Genomic DNA, 17,945 nt, shown 5'->3' with positions numbered 1-17,945 from the left:
ACTTGGTGGAGCTAGACGGGATCGAACCGTCGACCTCTTGCATGCCATGCAAGCGCTCTCCCAGCTGAGCTATAGCCCCTCATCGCTGAGGACGGGGCGAATCTTAATGGCGCATCGGAAAGCTGTCAAACTTATTTTTCAAAAAATTTAAAATTTTTTGCCGACATAACAATCACTTACCGCCCTCCCCCCGTAAATTCGGGGGAAGCGCCGAAGATCAGGATCAAAAGATCGCGGCCTTCGGCAGCTCCTACTGAGTCAAACGCCGTCAGGCAATCGCGCCCAGAAGCTTTTCCCACTCTTTGTTTTCTTTCTTCGACACGCCGCCCAGAAGGTCAATGGCCTGGCGCAGACGGAAACGGGTCAGGTCCGGACCGAGGATTTCCATCGCGTCGAGTACCGATACCGAACTGGCCTGCCCGGTGATCGCAGCAAACATCAGCGGCATGGCGTCACGCAGCTTCAGCTCCAGGGATTCGACCACCGCCTGAATCGTTGCAGTGATGCTGTCCTTCTCCCACTGACGCAGGCTTTCCAGCTTCCACAGGATCAATTGCATCAACTGACGAACCTGATCGCCCGAGAGCTTCTTGGATTCGAACAGTTTAGCGTCCGGATTCACGCCACCAGCGAAGAAGAAGCCAGCCAGCGGTGCGACCTGGCTGAAGGTTTCAACCCGGCCCTGCACGTGCGGCGCGATCTTCATCATGTATTCAGGGTTCAGCGCCCACTTCTGCACGCGAGCGGCGAACTCTTCCACCGGCAGGTCACGCAGCCACTGGCCGTTGAGCCACGACAGTTTCTCGATGTCGAAAATCGGCCCGCCAAGCGAGACGCGGCTCAAGTCGAAGTTGTCGACCATTTCCTGCAGGGAGAACTTCTCGCGCTCGTCCGGCATCGACCAGCCCATGCGGCCCAGGTAGTTGAGCATCGCTTCCGGCATGAAGCCCATGCGCTCGTAGAACGTCACCGAGGTCGGGTTCTTGCGCTTGGACAGCTTGCTCTTGTCCGGGTTACGCAGCAGCGGCATGTAGCACAGCTGCGGCTGTTCCCAGCCGAAGTACTCGTACAGCAGGATCAGTTTCGGTGCCGAAGGCAGCCATTCTTCACCGCGCAGCACGTGGGTGATGCCCATCAGGTGGTCGTCGACCACGTTGGCCAGGAAGTACGTCGGCAGGCCGTCGGTCTTCATCAGCACTTGCATGTCCATGCGATCCCACGGGATCTCGACATCGCCACGCAGCATGTCCGGCACCACGCACACGCCTTCGGTCGGCACTTTCATGCGGATCACGTGGGGTTCGCCGGCAGCCAGGCGGCGCGCGACTTCTTCCTTGGACAGCAACAGCGCACGGCCGTCGTAACGCGGGGTCTCACCGCGGGCCATTTGCTCGGCGCGCATCTGGTCCAGTTCTTCAGCGGTGCAGAAGCACGGGAAGGCATGGCCCATGTCGACCAGTTGCTGGCAGTACTTCTGGTAGATATCGCCGCGCTCACTCTGACGGTAAGGACCGTGCGGGCCGCCGACATCCGGGCCTTCGCTCCAGTCGATACCCAACCAGCGCAGGGCGTCGAAAATCTGCTGTTCGGACTCGCGGGTCGAACGCAGTTGGTCGGTGTCTTCGATCCGCAGGATGAACTCACCGCCATGCTGCTTGGCAAAGCAGTAGTTGAACAAAGCGATGTAAGCGGTACCTACGTGGGGGTCCCCGGTAGGCGATGGCGCGATGCGAGTGCGGACGGTGGTCATGGCATGTCTCAAAAAGAATGAAAAGCGAAGATCAAACAAGGGGCGAATGGTAACAGGCGATAGCCGCCCGGCTCCAGTGAGTGCGGGATTTAAGCGCCGCAGGAGCTGCCAAGGCTGCGATCTTTTGACTTTGCCTGTAAAAACAAGATCAAAGGATCGCAGCCTTCGGCAGCTTCTACAGAGGGAGCGTCAAACCGCGATCAACCGCTCCCGCAGCTTGCCGATTTCGTCGCGCAGCTGCGCCGCGGCTTCGAACTCCAGGTCGCGGGCGAGCTGGTACATCTTCTCTTCCAGCTGACGAATGCGCTTGGTGATCTCGCTCGGCGAACGCAATTCGGCTTCGTATTTGGCGCTTTCCTCGGCAGCCTTGGCCATGCCTTTGCGCTTCTTGCTGCGCGAACCCGGCACAGTCGCGCCTTCCATAATGTCGGCGACGTCCTTGAACACCCCTTTGGGCGTAATGCCGTTGGCCAGGTTGAAGGCGATCTGCTTGTCGCGACGACGCTCGGTTTCGCCGATTGCCCGCTCCATGGAACCAGTAATCCGATCCGCATACAGAATCGCCCGGCCATTAAGGTTACGTGCCGCCCGGCCAATGGTCTGGATCAGCGAGCGTTCGGAGCGCAGGAAACCCTCCTTGTCCGCATCAAGAATCGCCACCAGCGAGACTTCCGGCATGTCCAGGCCTTCACGCAGCAGGTTGATCCCCACCAGCACATCGAAGGTGCCGAGGCGCAAGTCACGGATGATCTCGACCCGCTCCACGGTGTCGATGTCCGAGTGCAGATAACGCACGCGCACGCCGTGATCGGCCAGGTAATCGGTCAAATCCTCGGACATGCGTTTGGTCAGCGTGGTCACCAGCACCCGCTCTTCCAGGGCTACGCGCTTGGTGATTTCCGAGAGCAAGTCGTCGACCTGAGTCAGCGCCGGACGGATTTCGATCTGCGGGTCCACCAGGCCAGTCGGGCGCACCACTTGCTCGACCACGCGCCCTGCGTGCTCCGCCTCGTAATTGCCCGGTGTGGCCGAGACAAATATTGTCTGCGGACTGATGCCTTCGAACTCGTCGAAACGCATTGGCCGGTTATCCAGCGCCGATGGCAGGCGGAAGCCGTATTCCACCAGCGTTTCCTTACGGGACCGGTCGCCCTTATACATGGCACCGACCTGCGGCACGCTGACGTGGGATTCGTCGATCACCAGCAAGGCGTCGGCTGGCAGGTAGTCAAACAAGGTGGGCGGCGCCTCGCCGGATGCACGGCCCGACAGGTAGCGCGAGTAGTTTTCAATGCCGTTGCAGTAACCCAGCTCCAGAATCATCTCCAGGTCGAAACGGGTGCGCTGCTCCAGCCGCTGGGCTTCCACTAGCTTGTTGTTGGAGCGCAGGTATTCCAGGCGCTCCTGCAACTCGACCTTGATCCCCTCGACGGCGTCGAGCAGGGTTTCCCGAGGCGTCACGTAATGGCTCTTCGGATAGAAGGTGAAGCGCGGCAGCTTGCGGATGACTTCGCCCGTCAGCGGATCGAAGGCGGACAGGCTTTCCACCTCGTCATCGAACAGCTCGATGCGGATCGCCTCAAAATCGGATTCCGCCGGGTGGATATCAATCACATCGCCGCGCACCCGGAAAGTCGCCCGGGCGAAGTCCACGTCGTTGCGGGTGTATTGCAGGTCGGCCAGGCGACGCAACAGCGCACGCTGGTCGAGCTTGTCGCCGCGATCCACGTGCAACACCATCTTCAAATAGGTTTCCGGGCTGCCCAGACCGTAGATGCACGACACCGTGGTGACAATGATTGCGTCTTTGCGTTCCAGCAGCGCTTTGGTCGCGGACAGGCGCATCTGCTCGATGTGGTCGTTGATCGAGGCGTCCTTCTCGATGAAGGTGTCGGACGACGGCACATAAGCTTCGGGCTGGTAGTAGTCGTAATAGGAGACGAAGTATTCAACGGCGTTGTTCGGGAAGAACGCCTTGAACTCGCCATACAACTGCGCAGCCAGGGTCTTGTTCGGCGCCAGCACCAGCGTCGGGCGCTGCACTTGGGCGATCACGTTGGCGATGCTGAAGGTCTTGCCCGAGCCGGTCACACCGAGCAGCGTCTGGTGCGCCAGCCCGGCCTCGATGCCCTCGACCATCAGACGGATGGCTTCCGGCTGATCGCCGGCGGGCTCGAAGCGGGTGACTAGCTGGAATTCAGACATACATACCTCTGGTTCACTCTTGCCCGGTTAAGCCGGACAGGAACGAGAAAGACCGCAAACGACCGATGTCGCCCGAGGAAAAAACTGGATTGTGCTCAATGTGGAGCCGATTGCCATCCCTTTCAAGGCAAACGTCCTACATCGGGTAAAACCTTTGACGACGTCGCTCGACCAACGATCGAAAAATAATTGGAAAAACTTACCGTAAAAGCCGAATCGCCTGTCGCCATCAATCGCTGATGGCCTCTATACTAGCTCCCCGTTTGTGCACCGCTCTAGTGCATTCGGCTGGAGCGCGACACGTCCCTCCACACTCCATTCAGAGCCGCCGCAATAATGAGCCTGTTCTCCGCTGTCGAAATGGCACCACGCGATCCAATCCTGGGCCTCAACGAAGCATTCAATGCCGATACCCGTACCACCAAGGTCAACCTGGGGGTCGGTGTTTACTGCGACGAGCAAGGGCGAATCCCTCTCCTGCGCGCCGTTGTCGAAGCCGAGACGATTCGCGCCGCTCAACACGTTTCCCGTGGCTACTTGCCGATCGACGGCATCGCCGCCTACGACCAGGCCGTGCAGAAACTGCTGTTCGGCAATGACTCGCCACTGATCGCTGCTGGCCGGGTCATCACCACCCAGGCCGTCGGCGGTACTGGCGCGCTGAAAATCGGTGCCGATTTCCTCAAGCAACTGCTGCCGAACGCCGTCGTGGCGATCAGCGACCCGAGCTGGGAAAACCACCGCGCACTGTTCGAAACCGCTGGTTTCCCAGTACAGAACTATCGCTACTATGACGCCGCCACCCACGACGTTAACCGCGCCGGCCTGCTGGAAGACCTGAACGCCCTGCCGTCCGGCTCCATCGTTGTGCTGCACGCTTGCTGCCACAACCCGACTGGCGTCGACTTGAGCCCGGCGGACTGGAAAAACGTGCTGGACGTGGTGAAAGCCAAAGGTCACGTTCCATTCCTCGACATGGCCTACCAGGGCTTTGGCGACGGTATCGATGAAGACGCTGCCGCTGTGCGCCTGTTCGCCGAATCGAACCTGACCTTCTTCGTTTCCAGCTCGTTCTCCAAATCCTTCTCGCTGTACGGCGAGCGCGTTGGCGCCCTGTCGATCGTCAGCGAATCGAAAGAAGAAAGCGCGCGCGTGCTGTCGCAAGTCAAACGCGTGATCCGCACCAACTACTCCAACCCGCCGACCCACGGTGCAAGCATCGTCGCCGCTGTGCTGAACAGCCCGGTATTGCGTGCCCAGTGGGAAGAAGAACTGGCAGAAATGCGTCTGCGGATTCGCGGCATGCGCACCCAGATGGTCGACCTGCTGGCGAAAAACGCTCCACAGCGCGATTTCAGCTTCGTCGGTCGCCAGCGCGGCATGTTCTCCTACTCCGGCCTGACGGTTGAGCAAGTGACCCGTCTGCGCAACGAGTTCGGCATCTACGCCCTGGACACCGGCCGCATCTGCGTTGCCGCGCTGAACCAGAGCAACATCGACGCCGTGACCAAGGCCATCGTTCAGGTGATCTGAGTCGTCGCGTGACATGAAAACGGGAAGCCAAAATGGCTTCCCGTTTTTTATTGGCCTCAGATAAATCTCAAAGCAGCCGCTGCGCCCTTTAAACTCCCACAGGCTTTATGTACACCCGAGAATTCTTGCGAGAACCCACATGAAAAACGACGACCTACGCGCCGACCGCGATGAACTGGACCACTTCGTGCCCCGCTCCTCGGCCAAACGCGGTAATAACCTGGTGCTGCAAGTGGCCGCGGGCGTGTTCCTTGGCGGCCTGGCCTTGTGGCTGGTGCAACTGGCCGCCACGATGCTGTATGCCAAGCTGATGCTCGGCACTATCACTTTTGGCGGTTAGGCCAATTCGCTCGCACGCTGGCTGGCCGCGTCGTCATAGGCGACATAAAGCGACTCGGCCACCTGACTTTTGATCGCCTTGGTGCTTTCCAGGCCCAGGACAAAACCTTCGGCCTTGCCGCCTGCGCGGTTCAGTTCTTCAGCGGTGCTGGCCTGAGTGATTGCGTCGAACAGTTTCTCGGCGTGCGGGCCGACACCTTTGGGCAAGCTGATCTGAGCGATGCTCATGGGAACACCCCACTGTTTCGGGGTGTGAAGGCTGGGTGATTCATGGCGCATACCTTTTCGGCTGAGGGCCGGCAGCGCGTGTCACCACTTCCGGGCAGCCATGGTAGACCTCTCCCTCGCTTCTGGTAACCGCCGATGGCCGATAAACCTCCCTCTGATCCGATGAAAACATCAAATTGCCAACAGAGGCTTGACTTCTCTTTTTGAATCAGTAACATACACGCCATTCCGCGATAGCTCAGTTGGTAGAGCAAGTGACTGTTAATCACTGGGTCCCTGGTTCGAGTCCAGGTCGTGGAGCCAGACAAAGTTCCAGAGAAGGCTTTCAAAATCTCTGACCCCCCCGAAAACCCGCCTTCTGGCGGGTTTTTTCGTTTTGGCGTTCTGTCGGATTCCGGTGGATACCAGCCATTTTAAGGGTAGAGTTTGGGATAAAGGTCAGTTCGATAAAAGGGAGTACCCTTATGTCGCGCACTACTGCTCCACTTTCCGACGCCGCTTGCCGTTCGGCCAAGCCCACAGACCGCGCCTACAAGCTTTTCGACGGCGACGGCCTTTACCTTCTAGTCCAACTCAATGGCCGCAAAGGCTGGCGTCTCAGATACGTCAAACCTGATGGCCGGGAAGGACTGACCTCATTCGGCAACTACCCCATCGTTGGCCTCGCGGATGCGCGCCGCAAGCGCTTGGAGGTCAAGCGAATGCTGGCGGATGGCATTGACCCTATAGGAGCCAAGAACCAAGCCAAGACGGACGTTCTGATCAAAGGCCGCACCTTTGAAAGCGTTGCCCTCGGCTGGCACATGGAAATGTCAGCCAAGTGGGCACCGGACTATTCCAAGACAGTGATGAGTCGCCTCAAAACTCATCTCTTCCCGCTGATCGGCGCCCGCGCCATTGTCGACCTTGATACCCACGACCTTATGCGGCCCCTGGACGCGATTAAGAAGCGCGGAACGATAGACATTGCTTTAAGGGTACAAAACTACCTGCAGAGCATCATGCGCGAGGCAAAGCGCCTCCGGCTTATCACCGTAAACCCTGCTTACGACCTCGTAGGCTCGATCAAAGCCTCGCGGGTCGTCCACCGCCCCGCCTTATCCTTATCGCGCTTGCCTGAATTGCAGGAACGGATCGACACCTATAAAGGCCGCGCACTTACCCGGCTGACGGTCTTGCTGTCGCTGCACGTGTTTGTACGCTCCAGCGAGCTGCGCTTCGCCCGCTGGAGCGAGTTCGACCTCAAACGTGGCGTCTGGGAAATACCCGACACGCGACCAGCGTTGGAAGGCGTACCCTTTTCCACAAGGGGTAGGAAGATGGCAGGCGATATCCATCTTGTACCCTTATCGCCGCAAGCGATCGCCCTGCTCGAGCAGATCCACGCAATCACAGGCAAATTTGACTTGGTGTTCGCAGGCGATACCAAGTCTTGGAAACCAATGTCCGAAAACACGGTGAACAGCGCGCTTCGGAAGATGGGGTACGACACCAAATCCGAGATCTGTGGGCATGGGTTTCGTTCGATGGCCTGCAGCGCACTGATCGAGTCAGGTTTGTGGACGGACACAGCCATCGAGCGGCAGATGAGCCACAAGGAACGCAACAACGTCCGCGCCGCTTACATCCACAAGGCCGAGTTCATCGAGGAGCGCAGGCTGATCATGAACTGGTGGAGTCGCTACCTTGAGGCTAATCAGCAGAAGCATGTCAGCCCACGCGAATTCGCCAATCAGACGGGTGGGAATGTCACTCGCCTAAAAGCAAAACGTGGCGCAACTGAGTAAGCGCTCGGTCCTAATATCTCAGTGATCCGTTTGTCCACGCGGGTCCATCCAAACAGGGCTGCAAAGCCTCCCTGTTTGGATGGACCTCACTTAAAAAATCTAAAGCCCACGCAATTGTCTGTGGAAAACCACTGATTTCCATTAGTGGATAATTTCATCCACAGCCGCAGAACTCCCGAAAATTCGAGCCTTGACCCTAATTCTACACAGGCGTAGAAAAGGTCGGGCAAAGCGCTGTCGCTGACAGCAACCCAGGTAGCCAAAACCTTTAAGGCTACGCCACACCGTGGTGGTTCTCCCAAAGTGCGATTAGCGTCCGGCGGCTCGCACGGTCACTCACCGAGTGATGGATGCCCACTTCAGATCATTGCCATTGCGGCAAATACATCCCCCTACCCAACTGCCCTGCAGCAACCTATCCGCGTGGCCATTTCATTGCGCCAACCTGCGCCCGTCTCTTTCTCCCGGAAAGAGACGGGCGCTCGTACCACTGCTGCAGCCCACCTCGTACCAGGCTTTGCGGCATTCCCCCTCGTGACAATCGGCGCGACAAACACCGATGTCACCAGCAACAGCGATGCCGATGATGGTGCCGCAGCCCACGGAATGGACTGCACCTGACTGACAGTCAGGTATGCCCCGGTCGTCGCTTCACTGCCTTCACCTGACTCAGGATCTCGCGGCGCTGGTCTCGTCAGCCAATGCAGCCTCCACCCGCCCACCGGTATCGGTGTTCAGGAGGCTAGATCATGAGATATCCAGGCTCCCGGCCGTAAGGAGCCGCCAGTCCCGCGTTAGAGGACAACCCTCACAGGTCGCAGGGGCCTTGATCCCTGATAACACTCAACATTCGTGGCGGGATGACGTGGGGGAAGGCTTCAAGAATATGCTTGCTGTATCGATACCGCTTGATCCACACGGGTGTCAGGCACGACTCGGTCGTAGTCAATGATGAGGAAACGGATTCGACGGGTTCAACCAGGCAGCTTGAATTAGAGGAGCAACCCTGCAGTCAGAACTGCAGGGCGAGCAGGCTTTTAGCCTCGACTTGGGACCGGCTAATGGGAGTCCCCTTTTCTGCTCCAAAATGCGAGGCGCCGGTCGGCATCAATAGTGAACATGGGGTTTACCGATATACAGGATGACGACGGCACAGCGCCACCACCTGTTCGCGCACATGATGTGCAACCTGCTCGCTGCCGCCGGATTCCAGTGCGTCCAGCACGTCACAGAGCCAGCCTGCCAGTTGCTCGCACTCCGGCACTCCGAACCCGCGGGTGGTCACGGCCGGAGTGCCGATGCGCAGTCCCGAGGTCACGAACGGCGAACGTGGATCGTTTGGCACCGAGTTTTTGTTGGCAGTGATGTAGGCATTACTCAGGGCTACATCGGCGTCCTTACCGGTGTAAGGCTTGTCGGACAGGTCGATCAGCATCATATGGTTGTCAGTCCCCCCGGAGACGATCTTGTAACCACGCTGCTGCAGCACGACGGCCATGGCCCGGGCGTTGATCACGATCTGCTTCTGATAGGTTTTGAACCCGGGCGCCAGCGCTTCCTTGAAGGCAACGGCCTTGGCTGCGATCAGGTGCATCAGCGGACCGCCCTGGACACCCGGGAATACCGCCGAGTCGAGCTTCTTGTAAAACGTATCGTCCTGCCCCTTGGACAGGATCAAACCGCCCCGTGGGCCGCGCAGGGTCTTGTGGGTGGTACTGGTTACCACATGGGCGTGCGGCAACGGGTTCGGATACTCGCCAGCGGCCACCAGACCGGCGACGTGGGCCATGTCGACCCAGAAAATCGCCCCGACCTTGTCGGCGATGGCCCGCATACGCGCCCAGTCCTTGTACCGGGAGTAGGCGGAAAAACCACCGATCAGCATCTTCGGTCGGGTTTCCAGGGCGATGCGCTCCATCTCGTCGTAGTTGATCAACCCCGTCTGCGGGTCGAGACCGTAGGGAACGATCCTGTAATGGCGGCCGGAGAAATTGGAGGGGTTGCCGTGGGTCAGGTGACCACCCTGGGCCAGGTTCATGCCCATCACGGTATCGCCAGGACTGATCAGTGCCAGGAACACTGCGGCGTTGGCCTGGGCACCGGCATGAGGCTGGACGTTGGCGTAATCGCAATCGAACAACGTCTTGACCCGTTCGATGGCCAGGCGCTCAGCCACATCGACATACTCGCAGCCGCTGTAGTAGCGCTTGCCCGGGTAACCTTCGGCGTACTTGTTGGTGAACACCGAGTTCTGAATCGACATCACCAATGGGCTGGCGTAGTTCTCGGAAGCGATCAGCTCGACGTGGTCTTCCTGGCGGTGTTCTTCGTTATGAATCGCCTCACATAGCTCGGCGTCGAACTCTGCAAGGGTCAGGGATGAGTCGTACATGATGATAGGATCCTGTGGATTGGGAAAATGAGCCGGTTGCAGTGCCTACTACGACAAAAGCCGAATGACACGCTCTGCGATGTCGTCGATCTGCGCTTCATCGCAGATCAGCGGCGGCAGCAGTCGGATAGTGGTGCCACGGGTAACGGTGATGAGCAGGCGCTGTTCGTCCCGCGCCCGACCAACCAACTCGGCGCAGTTACGATCCAGCTCGATTCCGATCATCAGGCCCAATCCGCGGATGGAAACGACATTGGGGTGGTTGTTCAGCGCCTCATGCAGAGCTGCCAGCAGCCGATGGCCCGAGGTGGCGGCCCGCTGCGGGATGTGCTCGCGCTCCATGATGTCGAGCACAGTGCAACCCACACGACAGGCCAGTGGGTTACCACCGAAGGTGGAGGCATGATGTCCTGGGGAAAACAGCTCGGCCGCGGTGCCCCGCGCCAGGCAGGCCCCGATCGGAAAGCCGTTGCCTAGCGCCTTGGCCAGCGTGATGACGTCAGGCACTATCCCCGCGTGCTGGAAGCCGAACCAGGTACCGGTGCGGCCCATCCCGGTTTGCACTTCATCGACCATCATCAGCCAGTCGTGTTCGTCGCACAGTTGCCGCAGGGCCTGCAGATAGCTGGCGGATGCAGCATGCACACCACCCTCCCCCTGTACCGGCTCGACCAGCACCGCGACGATGTCGGGTGATTGCGCCGCTGCCTGACGGACCGCCTCGATGTTGTCGTAAGGCACCCGCAAAAAGCCCGGCATCAATGGCTCGAAGCCTCGCTGCACGGCAGGGTTCCCGGTCGCCGCCAGGGTTGCCAGGGTGCGGCCGTGGAAGCTGTTCTCCATGACCAGTACCTGCGGCTGTGCCACCTGCCTGGCGTTGGCGTGCAGTCGGGCCAGCTTGAGCGCCGCTTCGTTGGCTTCGGCCCCCGAGTTGCAAAAGAACGCGCGCTGCATGCCCGACAAGGCGCACAAGCGCTCGCCGAGTTGCTCCTGCCATTCGATGCGGAACATGTTGGTGGTGTGCAGCAGTTGGCCGGCCTGCTCGGCGATCACAGCAGCAATTTCGGGGTTGGCATGACCGAGGCTGGTGACGGCCACGCCGGCGATCGCATCCAGGTACTCGACCCCTTGCGTGTCCCACAGGCGCGCACCCTGGCCTCGGCTGAACGAGACAGGCTGGCGTGCGTATGTCTGCATGAGGTACGAGGGTGAAGAGGTCATGGCATTCCTTCCAGTAGGTCGTGGATCAAAAGGGGTTGAGGGTTGAGGGTTGAGGGTTCGCTCTAGTCATTACTGCCGGGTCTGGCATCCGTCGTAGGCCAGTAATAGGCGTCCGGCATGGCGCGTGCACCGAAGATGGCCTGACCGACACGCACCACGGTCGCACCTTCTTCGATAGCGATTTCGAAATCACCGGACATGCCCATGGACAGCTCCTCCAGCCCGACACCGGCCGGTGCCTCCTGGCGCAGTCGCTCGCGCAGCAGCACGAAACAAGGACGGACACGGGCGACGTCGGCAGAGAACCGTGCCAGCGTCATCAGGCCTCGCACGCGTAGCGCAGAGAACGCAGGCAGCGCACGCAAAAAGTCGGCGACCTCTTCGGGCGTCAGGCCGTACTTGCTGACCTCACCGGAGGTATTGATCTGGACGAACACATCCAGCTGCCGACCTTCGATTTGCAGGCGACGGTCCAGTGCCTCGGCCACACGCAGGCTGTCCAGCGCCTGGAACTCGGAGGCAAAACGAGCCACCTGCTTGACTTTATTGGTCTGCAGGTGGCCGATGACCGACCATTGCAGGTCGGTCAGGTCAGCCATGGCTTCCCATTTGCGCTGCGCTTCCTGCACCTTGTTCTCGCCCAGTAGCCGGCAGCCTGCGGCGTAGGCCAGGCGCAGGTGTGCTTCGTCAAAGGTTTTGCTCACCGGCAGCAGACGCACACACGCCGGATCACGACCGACACGCTGGCAGGCGCTGGCGATGCGCTGCTGCACTGCAGCCAGATTGCGCCGGAAGTCCTCAACGCTGCTGGCCTGCGGGTAGCGGCCGTGGCACTCGTGCAGGGTCAGGGTGTCGACTGCGGTGACCTCTTCAATACGGGCTTGCATCAGTTGGCAGCTCCTTTACGGGTGACAGGCTCGGCAGCAGGATTGACGACCGGCTCGCGACGCGGCAAACGACCGTTGAGCACGGCGTACGCCACCAGACCAATCAGCAGCCCCCAGAACGCCCCGCCGATCCCGAACAAAGTGATGTTGGCGGCAGCAGCCAGGAAGGTAATCAGCGAGGCTTCGCGGGATCTGGCGTCGGCCATGGCACTGGCCAGGCTGCCGCCGATGGTGCCCAGCAGGGCGAGCCCGGCCAGAGTAGTGATGAAGGCTGCCGGGAAGGCCATGAACACCGCAGCGAGGGTCACGCCGAATACCCCGACGAGGATGTAGAAGACGCCCGCAGCAATGCCGGCGATCCAGCGCTTGGAGGGTTCTTCATGGGCCTCCTTGCCGGTGCAGATGGCTGCTGTAATCGCCGCGATGTTGAACGCGTGGGAACCAAAGGGCGCCATGAGCAAGGAACCCAACCCGGTGAGGGTCACGATCAGATTGGCACTGGTGCTGAACCCATCGTTGCGCAGTACCAGCATGCCAGGCATGTACTGACCGGTCAGGGTGATCAGAAACAGCGGCAGCGCGACACTGAGCAAGGCATTGAGCGAGAACTCAGGCAGGGTAAACACTGGTGCCGCGAGTTGCAGCTCCAGCCCCGACAAATCGACACGTCCCTGAATCAGCAGGAAGGCCAGCCCCAGTGCCAGAATGCCCACCACCGCGTAGCGCGCGGTAAAGCGTTTGAGCACGATATAGGCAACAATCAGCAACCCGACCAGCATCGGGTCAATGCTCATGCCGCCAAAAGCACCGATGCCGAACTGCAGCAGGATACCGGCCAGCAGCCCTGCGGCCACACCCGGCGGGATCAGTCGGATGACTTTTTCGAAGTAGCCGGACAAGCCCAGCAGCACGAAGGCAGCGGCCGAGATCATGTACGCGCCCACCGCCTCGGCATAGGGCGTGGTGGCCAGGGCGACGACCAGGAATGCCGCCGCGGGTGTCGACCAGGCGGTGATGATCGGCTCGCGAGAAACCCAGCTGAGGAACAGCCCGGTAACGCCCACACCAATCGACACGGACCACACCCACGAAGCTGTCAACTCAGGGCTCAGCCCAGCTACCTTGGCTGCCTGGAAGACCAGAATGAAGGTGCCGCCATAGTTGACAATGACCGAGATCAGACCGGCGACAATCGGATGAATGAGATCGCTGAGGCGAACAGATGACTTGGATGTTGAAGAAGGCATGGCTTTACTTTGCTCCTTGCAAAGCGAGGTACTTGGCCTCGACTGGAAAGTGATTTATAGCGCTGAAATGGCCTGTTTTGCCCATACACTTTTGCGTATGAAACCAGACCACTTGTCGGGCCTGCGGCGGTCCTTGCCTAGCCATGCACGCGGGCGAAGCCCTTCATGAAATCGGTCAATGCCTCGACCGCCAGCAGCGTGACCGCGTTATAGATGCTGGCCCTGACGCCACCAACCGAGGCATGGCCCCTGAGGCCTTTGAATCCGGACTGATCGGCCAGGCGCAAGAAGTCCTTTTCAACCGCGGTATCGGGGAGCACGAACGGCACGTTGTTGATCGAACGAAACGGCGCTTGCACACTGTTTCGATAAAACCCGTCGCTGTCGTCAATCGTGCGATACAGCAGCTCGGCCTTGGCCTGGTTGGTCTGGTGGATCTTCTCGATACCACCGCAGCGTTGAATCCACTTGAGTGTCAAACCGGTGAGGTACCAGGGGAAGGTTGCCGGCGTATTGAGCATCGATTCCGCGTTGGCGATGTGCGCGTAATTGAGAATGTCGGGGGTGACCTCCAGTGCGGTATCGAGTAGCGCGGCGTCAATGATCACGATGGTAAGACCCGCCGGCCCCATGTTCTTTTGCGCGGCAGCATAGATAAGGCCGTGTTTGGCCACATCAATGGGTTTGGAGAGCAGGCTTGAGCAGGCGTCGCAGACCAGAGGAACCGACACGCATGGCGCGCCGGCGAATTGCACGCCGTGCACCGTTTCGTTCTCCGTGTAGTGCAGATAGGCGGCGTTCGGGTTGAGGTTCCAGTCCGTCACGGCGGGGATGCGATCAAAGCCAGAAGCCTTGCTGCTGGCAGCGATACGAACGTCGCAGTAGCGCTGAGCAGCCTGGATGGCCTTGCCCGACCAGAGCCCGGTATGCAGATAGTCCGCAGCCCCTTTATCGCCCAACAGATTCATCGGCACCTGGGCAAACTGCAGCGAGGCGCCGCCCTGCACGAACAGCACTTTGTACTGGCTGGGCACCTGCAGAATCGCCCGCAGGTCTTGTTCGGCCTGATAGGCAAGTTCCATGAACACCTCTGAGCGATGGCTGATTTCCATCACCGACATGCCGGTACCAGCGAAGTCGAAAAACTCTTCGTGCGCTTGCCGAAGCACTTCAAGCGGCAGCGCGGTTGGCCCTGCGCTGAAGTTGTGTGACCTTGCCATACCTTAATCCAGCCCTTCTCAAAGTTGCCCACCAAGCGATAGATCGCCGAGCACAAAGGCAATAGCGATGGACAGAGTCTACGGATAGACTGGCCTGCCTTTGCAGGCCAATTTATTCACATAGGGCAGACCGCATGGCGAAAACCTTCGAGCTCGAAACGCTGAAGATGCGACTCAACGACGCCGAGTTTCAACTGCTGGATCTGCACCAGCGGATTCAGCGTGCCCTGCGTGCACTGATCCTCAATGGTGCCCTTGACTCTGGCCTGAAGCTGCCGGCAACCCGGGTCCTGGCCAAGACGCTCGGCGTTGCCCGCGACACGGTCGAGAACGCCTACGTGCAATTGCACCGTGATGGCTTCATCGTGCGCCGCGAGGGCTCGGGCAGCTATGTATCCGAGACGGTTGGCACCGAATTGCGCGGGGCTGCGCGCCGGCGCATGAAATTGCAAGACACCAAACACAGCGAGGCGGCGCCAGGACCGGGCTTGAGCCGGCGCGGTCGGATGATTTTCGACAGTGGTGGAGTTACCGATCAACAGGTAATCAAGGCCTTTGCCACAGGTCTACCGGAAACCCGCACCTTCCCCACCGATGTCTGGGAACGCCTGCAACGCCAGGTCATGAAGGACTACCGGGGCAATGTCCTGCTGCACGGAGACCCGCAAGGCGCCGAGCCTCTGCGCAAGGCGATTGCCACCTACTTGAACCTCGAACGCGGGGCCAAATGCTCCCCAGACCAGATCATGGTGTTGAGCAGCACTCGCCAGGCCCTTTTTCTGTGTGCGCAGTTGTTGGTGGATGTCGGCAAACCAATCCTGCTGGAAAACCCGGGTTACTATGGCGCCAAGAAGGCCTTTGAAACCGCCGAGACCAAGGTCGTGCCCATTGACGTCGATGCCCTGGGCATACGCACGGACCTGTTGTACGCCGACCGTAGCGGCGCCAATTGCGTCTATGTCACGCCGTCTCATCAATACCCCACTGGCGCGACCTTGCCGCTGGAGCGTCGTCTTGAGCTGATCAACTGGGCAGCGGAGAAGGGCAAGTGGGTCATCGAAGATGACTACGACAGCGAGTTTCACTACGACGGGCAGCCGACTGCCTGCGTACAGGGCCTGGACAAGTACCAGCGTACGCTCTACATCGGCACCTTCAGCAAGACCCTCTACCCTGGGTTGCGAATGGGCTACATGGTACTGCCCCACGAGTTGATCAAAGCCTTCACCTACGCGCGCAGCATCATGGACGGCCACACACCACAAATCCTGCAACTGACCCTGGCGCGCTTTATGGAGGACGGCCATTACAACGCCCATGTACGGGCCATGCGCAAGCTGTATGCCGGGCGCCGTTCCATCATGCTCGACGCGATCGGCAAGCACTTGGACGGCATCGTTACCGCCTTGCGCCCTCCCGGCGGACTACAAATTCCCTGCCTGCTGCACGATGGCTGGTCGGAGGAAAAGACCATCCGCCAAGCTGCCAGAGCGGGCGTGCAACTGCCCGGCCTCAGTCGGCTGTACGCCGGCGAGGAGAAGAAACAAGGTTGGCTATTGGGGTATTCGTCCTTGACCGCCTATGAAATCGAAGCAGCCATGCTGCGCCTGGCCAATGCGCTGAGCAAGAAATAGGACAACAAATGGCTGGCCGAGCTGCAGAACACCGTGTCCTTTTCTGCGCAACGCTCCAGAACAAACACGTTTCAGGCGCTGCCACGTGCCTACGATGAATGCCACGCGGTAACGCTTGAATAGGCATATGGGTGAGCAGCGTTTCACATTCGTGGTAATTGTTCATGGTTTCTTCATTCATGCTCTGCGGCAACATCGTGCGTCCATTCATGGCGGTGTTCCTCTGACCGCGGAAAAAGCTCGACGCTTAAACGCATCCCCTTTTGCAGTAGAACTCATGCAGGGTGAGCTTGCCCGCTCGGACTTTTTCAACAGCCTGGGCTAAAAGCAGTCACTCGGATGTGCTTCCTGATCCAGCACAGAATGGCCTGCGTACGCCACCTTCGGCAACTTGCTGCTGCCGTGCTCATGAGGTATCAAAAAAATCGCATAAAATACGGGTTTGATTAGGATAATCGTAGGGATATAAATTTTAGAAATCAGCATAATTTCAATGTAAAACAAGTGCTTATTTTTCTATTCGAGTCCAGGTCGTGAGCCAGACAGCAAAACCGGAAAGCCCCTGAATCGAAAGATTCAGGGGCTTTTTTGTGCTTGACGAAAAGACACGATCCTATGAATTCCCTACCCCGACAGAGTAGGAAGCTTCCTGATTTTCTGTAGCCGTGTTTCAGGCTTTCGCCTGAGCCCCCGTAAACCCTGGACTAGAGCATCAATAGCCACTTTCATAGTGGCCGGATGCTGACTGTAAAGCAGCGAACTTGTGCGTTATGAATAGCGCCTCTCGCCTGCCAACATCCCCGGATCGTTCACGTGTCAGAGTTACTCAAACTCAAGGAGAACGTCCTTGTCCCTCACCCTGGCGGCTCACTGAGCTTTGGCACCCTTCCCGAGATGCCCAGGTTCAATTTACGGGGTGGCGAAATATTCCTGCGGGTCGGAATTCACAAAGGCATCAACAAAGGATTTGGCGTTCGACATGTCTGGGAAGCCCACAAGACCGACCTGGCAATATTTGGCTGCCACACCATTGATGACGTGGCAGCCCACATCGCCAAAATGATCGTACCCGGCGCCCCCATCTACTGTGAGTTCAAGGAAATGAGAGGTGATCAGAGTCGCCGCGCTTAAAAATCCTACCGGCTCGCTCATTCTGGAGCCTCGAAATGAACGTCGCGGCTTCGGATACTACGTCGTAACCTGGTATCCCAAGAGACGTGCAGAAGGCACCCTGGTCGGCACAATCGCCAAACCAGATCCCAAGCAATAAAAAAGGCGTCCTGATGGACGCCTTTTGAATTTTCGAGGAGTAGTCGCAGCGATTCTTTAGCTCCTGGCCACAAATGACCTTGGGTTCAGAATCCGACCGGCATGCCAGTCGTCACTACTTCAGAGGGAGCCAGCTTCTCTGCTGCCAACAAGATGGGGGGCCAATGCTGGAGGCCAAGCCCAAGGATGCGCAATTGCAGACCTCGAATTCGATTCTCGACCATGCGTGGAGC

General features: G+C 59.1%; 14 protein-coding genes and 2 tRNA genes. 6 read left to right on the top strand and 10 right to left on the bottom strand.

Annotated elements, in window-relative coordinates; all coding sequences use genetic code 11:
- Positions 1 to 3: 3 nt before the first annotated feature.
- The 3 genes from AC07V0_RS27965 to uvrB all read right to left on the bottom strand — a co-directional run bounded on the left by AC07V0_RS27965 (position 4) and on the right by uvrB (position 3,955).
- A tRNA-Ala gene (locus AC07V0_RS27965) sits at positions 4 to 79 on the bottom strand.
- A 189-nt stretch (positions 80 to 268) separates the two neighbouring features.
- A complete protein-coding gene (gene gltX / locus AC07V0_RS27960) occupies positions 269 to 1,750 on the bottom strand; it encodes a glutamate--tRNA ligase (RefSeq protein ID WP_018928106.1) in 1,482 nt (493 codons plus the stop codon).
- 189 nt (positions 1,751 to 1,939) lie between these two features.
- Positions 1,940 to 3,955 (bottom strand): excinuclease ABC subunit UvrB, encoded by a 2,016-nt coding sequence (uvrB, locus tag AC07V0_RS27955; protein ID WP_019582112.1) that lies wholly within the window; start codon positions 3,953 to 3,955, stop codon positions 1,940 to 1,942.
- A gap of 336 nt (positions 3,956 to 4,291) precedes the next feature.
- Between uvrB and AC07V0_RS27950 the strand changes: the two genes are divergently transcribed.
- Together AC07V0_RS27950 and AC07V0_RS27945 are read left to right on the top strand one after the other, a co-directional pair.
- Positions 4,292 to 5,488 (top strand): amino acid aminotransferase, encoded by a 1,197-nt coding sequence (locus AC07V0_RS27950; RefSeq protein WP_086945457.1) that lies wholly within the window; start codon positions 4,292 to 4,294, stop codon positions 5,486 to 5,488.
- Between the two features lie 139 nt (positions 5,489 to 5,627).
- On the top strand, positions 5,628 to 5,828 hold the full coding sequence (locus AC07V0_RS27945) for a hypothetical protein (protein ID WP_007935214.1): 201 nt from the start codon (positions 5,628 to 5,630) through the stop codon (positions 5,826 to 5,828).
- On the opposite strand, the gene AC07V0_RS27940 is transcribed toward AC07V0_RS27945, so the two are convergent.
- Positions 5,825 to 6,055 carry a hypothetical protein gene (locus AC07V0_RS27940; RefSeq protein ID WP_018928109.1) on the bottom strand — a complete coding sequence of 77 codons (231 nt, stop codon included), beginning with the start codon at positions 6,053 to 6,055 and terminating at the stop codon, positions 5,825 to 5,827. The two genes, AC07V0_RS27945 and AC07V0_RS27940, sit on opposite strands and share 4 nt — an antisense overlap.
- Before the next feature lie 227 nt (positions 6,056 to 6,282).
- On the opposite strand from AC07V0_RS27940, the gene AC07V0_RS27935 reads away from it, so the two are divergent.
- Positions 6,283 to 6,358: transfer RNA gene (locus tag AC07V0_RS27935), tRNA-Asn, on the top strand.
- Positions 6,359 to 6,519: 161 nt separating this feature from the next.
- Complete coding sequence (locus AC07V0_RS27930; RefSeq protein ID WP_495020105.1) at positions 6,520 to 7,842, top strand: tyrosine-type recombinase/integrase; 1,323 nt, start codon at positions 6,520 to 6,522, stop codon at positions 7,840 to 7,842.
- 1,126 nt (positions 7,843 to 8,968) lie between these two features.
- Here AC07V0_RS27930 and glyA read toward each other — a convergent pair.
- From glyA to serC, 5 genes are all read right to left on the bottom strand, one after another.
- Entirely contained in the window at positions 8,969 to 10,234 is a 1,266-nt protein-coding gene (gene glyA / locus AC07V0_RS27925) for a serine hydroxymethyltransferase (RefSeq protein ID WP_495020104.1), read from the bottom strand.
- 48 nt (positions 10,235 to 10,282) lie between these two features.
- Entirely contained in the window at positions 10,283 to 11,455 is a 1,173-nt protein-coding gene (locus AC07V0_RS27920) for an aspartate aminotransferase family protein (protein WP_495020103.1), read from the bottom strand.
- 62 nt (positions 11,456 to 11,517) lie between these two features.
- Positions 11,518 to 12,342, bottom strand: a complete 825-nt coding sequence (locus AC07V0_RS27915; RefSeq protein WP_495020102.1) for a YggS family pyridoxal phosphate-dependent enzyme — start codon at positions 12,340 to 12,342, stop codon at positions 11,518 to 11,520.
- Positions 12,342 to 13,589, bottom strand: coding sequence for a benzoate/H(+) symporter BenE family transporter (locus AC07V0_RS27910; RefSeq protein WP_495020101.1), 1,248 nt, complete (start codon positions 13,587 to 13,589; stop codon positions 12,342 to 12,344). The genes AC07V0_RS27915 and AC07V0_RS27910 overlap by 1 nt, the downstream gene beginning before the upstream one ends.
- Positions 13,590 to 13,726: 137 nt before the next feature.
- Entirely contained in the window at positions 13,727 to 14,809 is a 1,083-nt protein-coding gene (gene serC, locus AC07V0_RS27905) for a 3-phosphoserine/phosphohydroxythreonine transaminase (protein ID WP_495020100.1), read from the bottom strand.
- 134 nt (positions 14,810 to 14,943) lie between these two features.
- Here serC and pdxR point away from each other — a divergent pair, with 134 nt between their 5' ends.
- Both pdxR and AC07V0_RS27895 read left to right on the top strand, forming a co-directional pair.
- Entirely contained in the window at positions 14,944 to 16,443 is a 1,500-nt protein-coding gene (gene pdxR, locus AC07V0_RS27900; RefSeq protein ID WP_495020099.1) for a MocR-like pyridoxine biosynthesis transcription factor PdxR, read from the top strand.
- Positions 16,444 to 16,570: 127 nt separating this feature from the next.
- On the top strand, positions 16,571 to 16,768 hold the full coding sequence (locus AC07V0_RS27895; protein ID WP_495020098.1) for a hypothetical protein: 198 nt from the start codon (positions 16,571 to 16,573) through the stop codon (positions 16,766 to 16,768).
- Between the two features lie 584 nt (positions 16,769 to 17,352).
- Here AC07V0_RS27895 and AC07V0_RS27890 read toward each other — a convergent pair.
- On the bottom strand, positions 17,353 to 17,595 hold the full coding sequence (locus AC07V0_RS27890) for a hypothetical protein (protein ID WP_495020097.1): 243 nt from the start codon (positions 17,593 to 17,595) through the stop codon (positions 17,353 to 17,355).
- Positions 17,596 to 17,945: the final 350 nt, after the last annotated feature.

It is taken from the genome of Pseudomonas sp. GW821-FHT01E10 (assembly GCF_059422365.1).
This window is presented reverse-complemented; position numbering and strand designations above follow the sequence as displayed.

Coding starts and splice junctions, on each gene's coding strand:
- gltX (WP_018928106.1), bottom strand. CDS start 1,750: ATGACCACCGTCCGCACTCGCATCGCGCCATCGCCTACCGGGGACCCC.
- uvrB (WP_019582112.1), bottom strand. CDS start 3,955: ATGTCTGAATTCCAGCTAGTCACCCGCTTCGAGCCCGCCGGCGATCAG.
- AC07V0_RS27950 (WP_086945457.1), top strand. CDS start 4,292: ATGAGCCTGTTCTCCGCTGTCGAAATGGCACCACGCGATCCAATCCTG.
- AC07V0_RS27945 (WP_007935214.1), top strand. CDS start 5,628: ATGAAAAACGACGACCTACGCGCCGACCGCGATGAACTGGACCACTTC.
- AC07V0_RS27940 (WP_018928109.1), bottom strand. CDS start 6,055: ATGAGCATCGCTCAGATCAGCTTGCCCAAAGGTGTCGGCCCGCACGCC.
- AC07V0_RS27930 (WP_495020105.1), top strand. CDS start 6,520: ATGTCGCGCACTACTGCTCCACTTTCCGACGCCGCTTGCCGTTCGGCC.
- glyA (WP_495020104.1), bottom strand. CDS start 10,234: ATGTACGACTCATCCCTGACCCTTGCAGAGTTCGACGCCGAGCTATGT.
- AC07V0_RS27920 (WP_495020103.1), bottom strand. CDS start 11,455: ATGACCTCTTCACCCTCGTACCTCATGCAGACATACGCACGCCAGCCT.
- AC07V0_RS27915 (WP_495020102.1), bottom strand. CDS start 12,342: ATGCAAGCCCGTATTGAAGAGGTCACCGCAGTCGACACCCTGACCCTG.
- AC07V0_RS27910 (WP_495020101.1), bottom strand. CDS start 13,589: ATGCCTTCTTCAACATCCAAGTCATCTGTTCGCCTCAGCGATCTCATT.
- serC (WP_495020100.1), bottom strand. CDS start 14,809: ATGGCAAGGTCACACAACTTCAGCGCAGGGCCAACCGCGCTGCCGCTT.
- pdxR (WP_495020099.1), top strand. CDS start 14,944: ATGGCGAAAACCTTCGAGCTCGAAACGCTGAAGATGCGACTCAACGAC.
- AC07V0_RS27895 (WP_495020098.1), top strand. CDS start 16,571: ATGGGTGAGCAGCGTTTCACATTCGTGGTAATTGTTCATGGTTTCTTC.
- AC07V0_RS27890 (WP_495020097.1), bottom strand. CDS start 17,595: ATGAGCGAGCCGGTAGGATTTTTAAGCGCGGCGACTCTGATCACCTCT.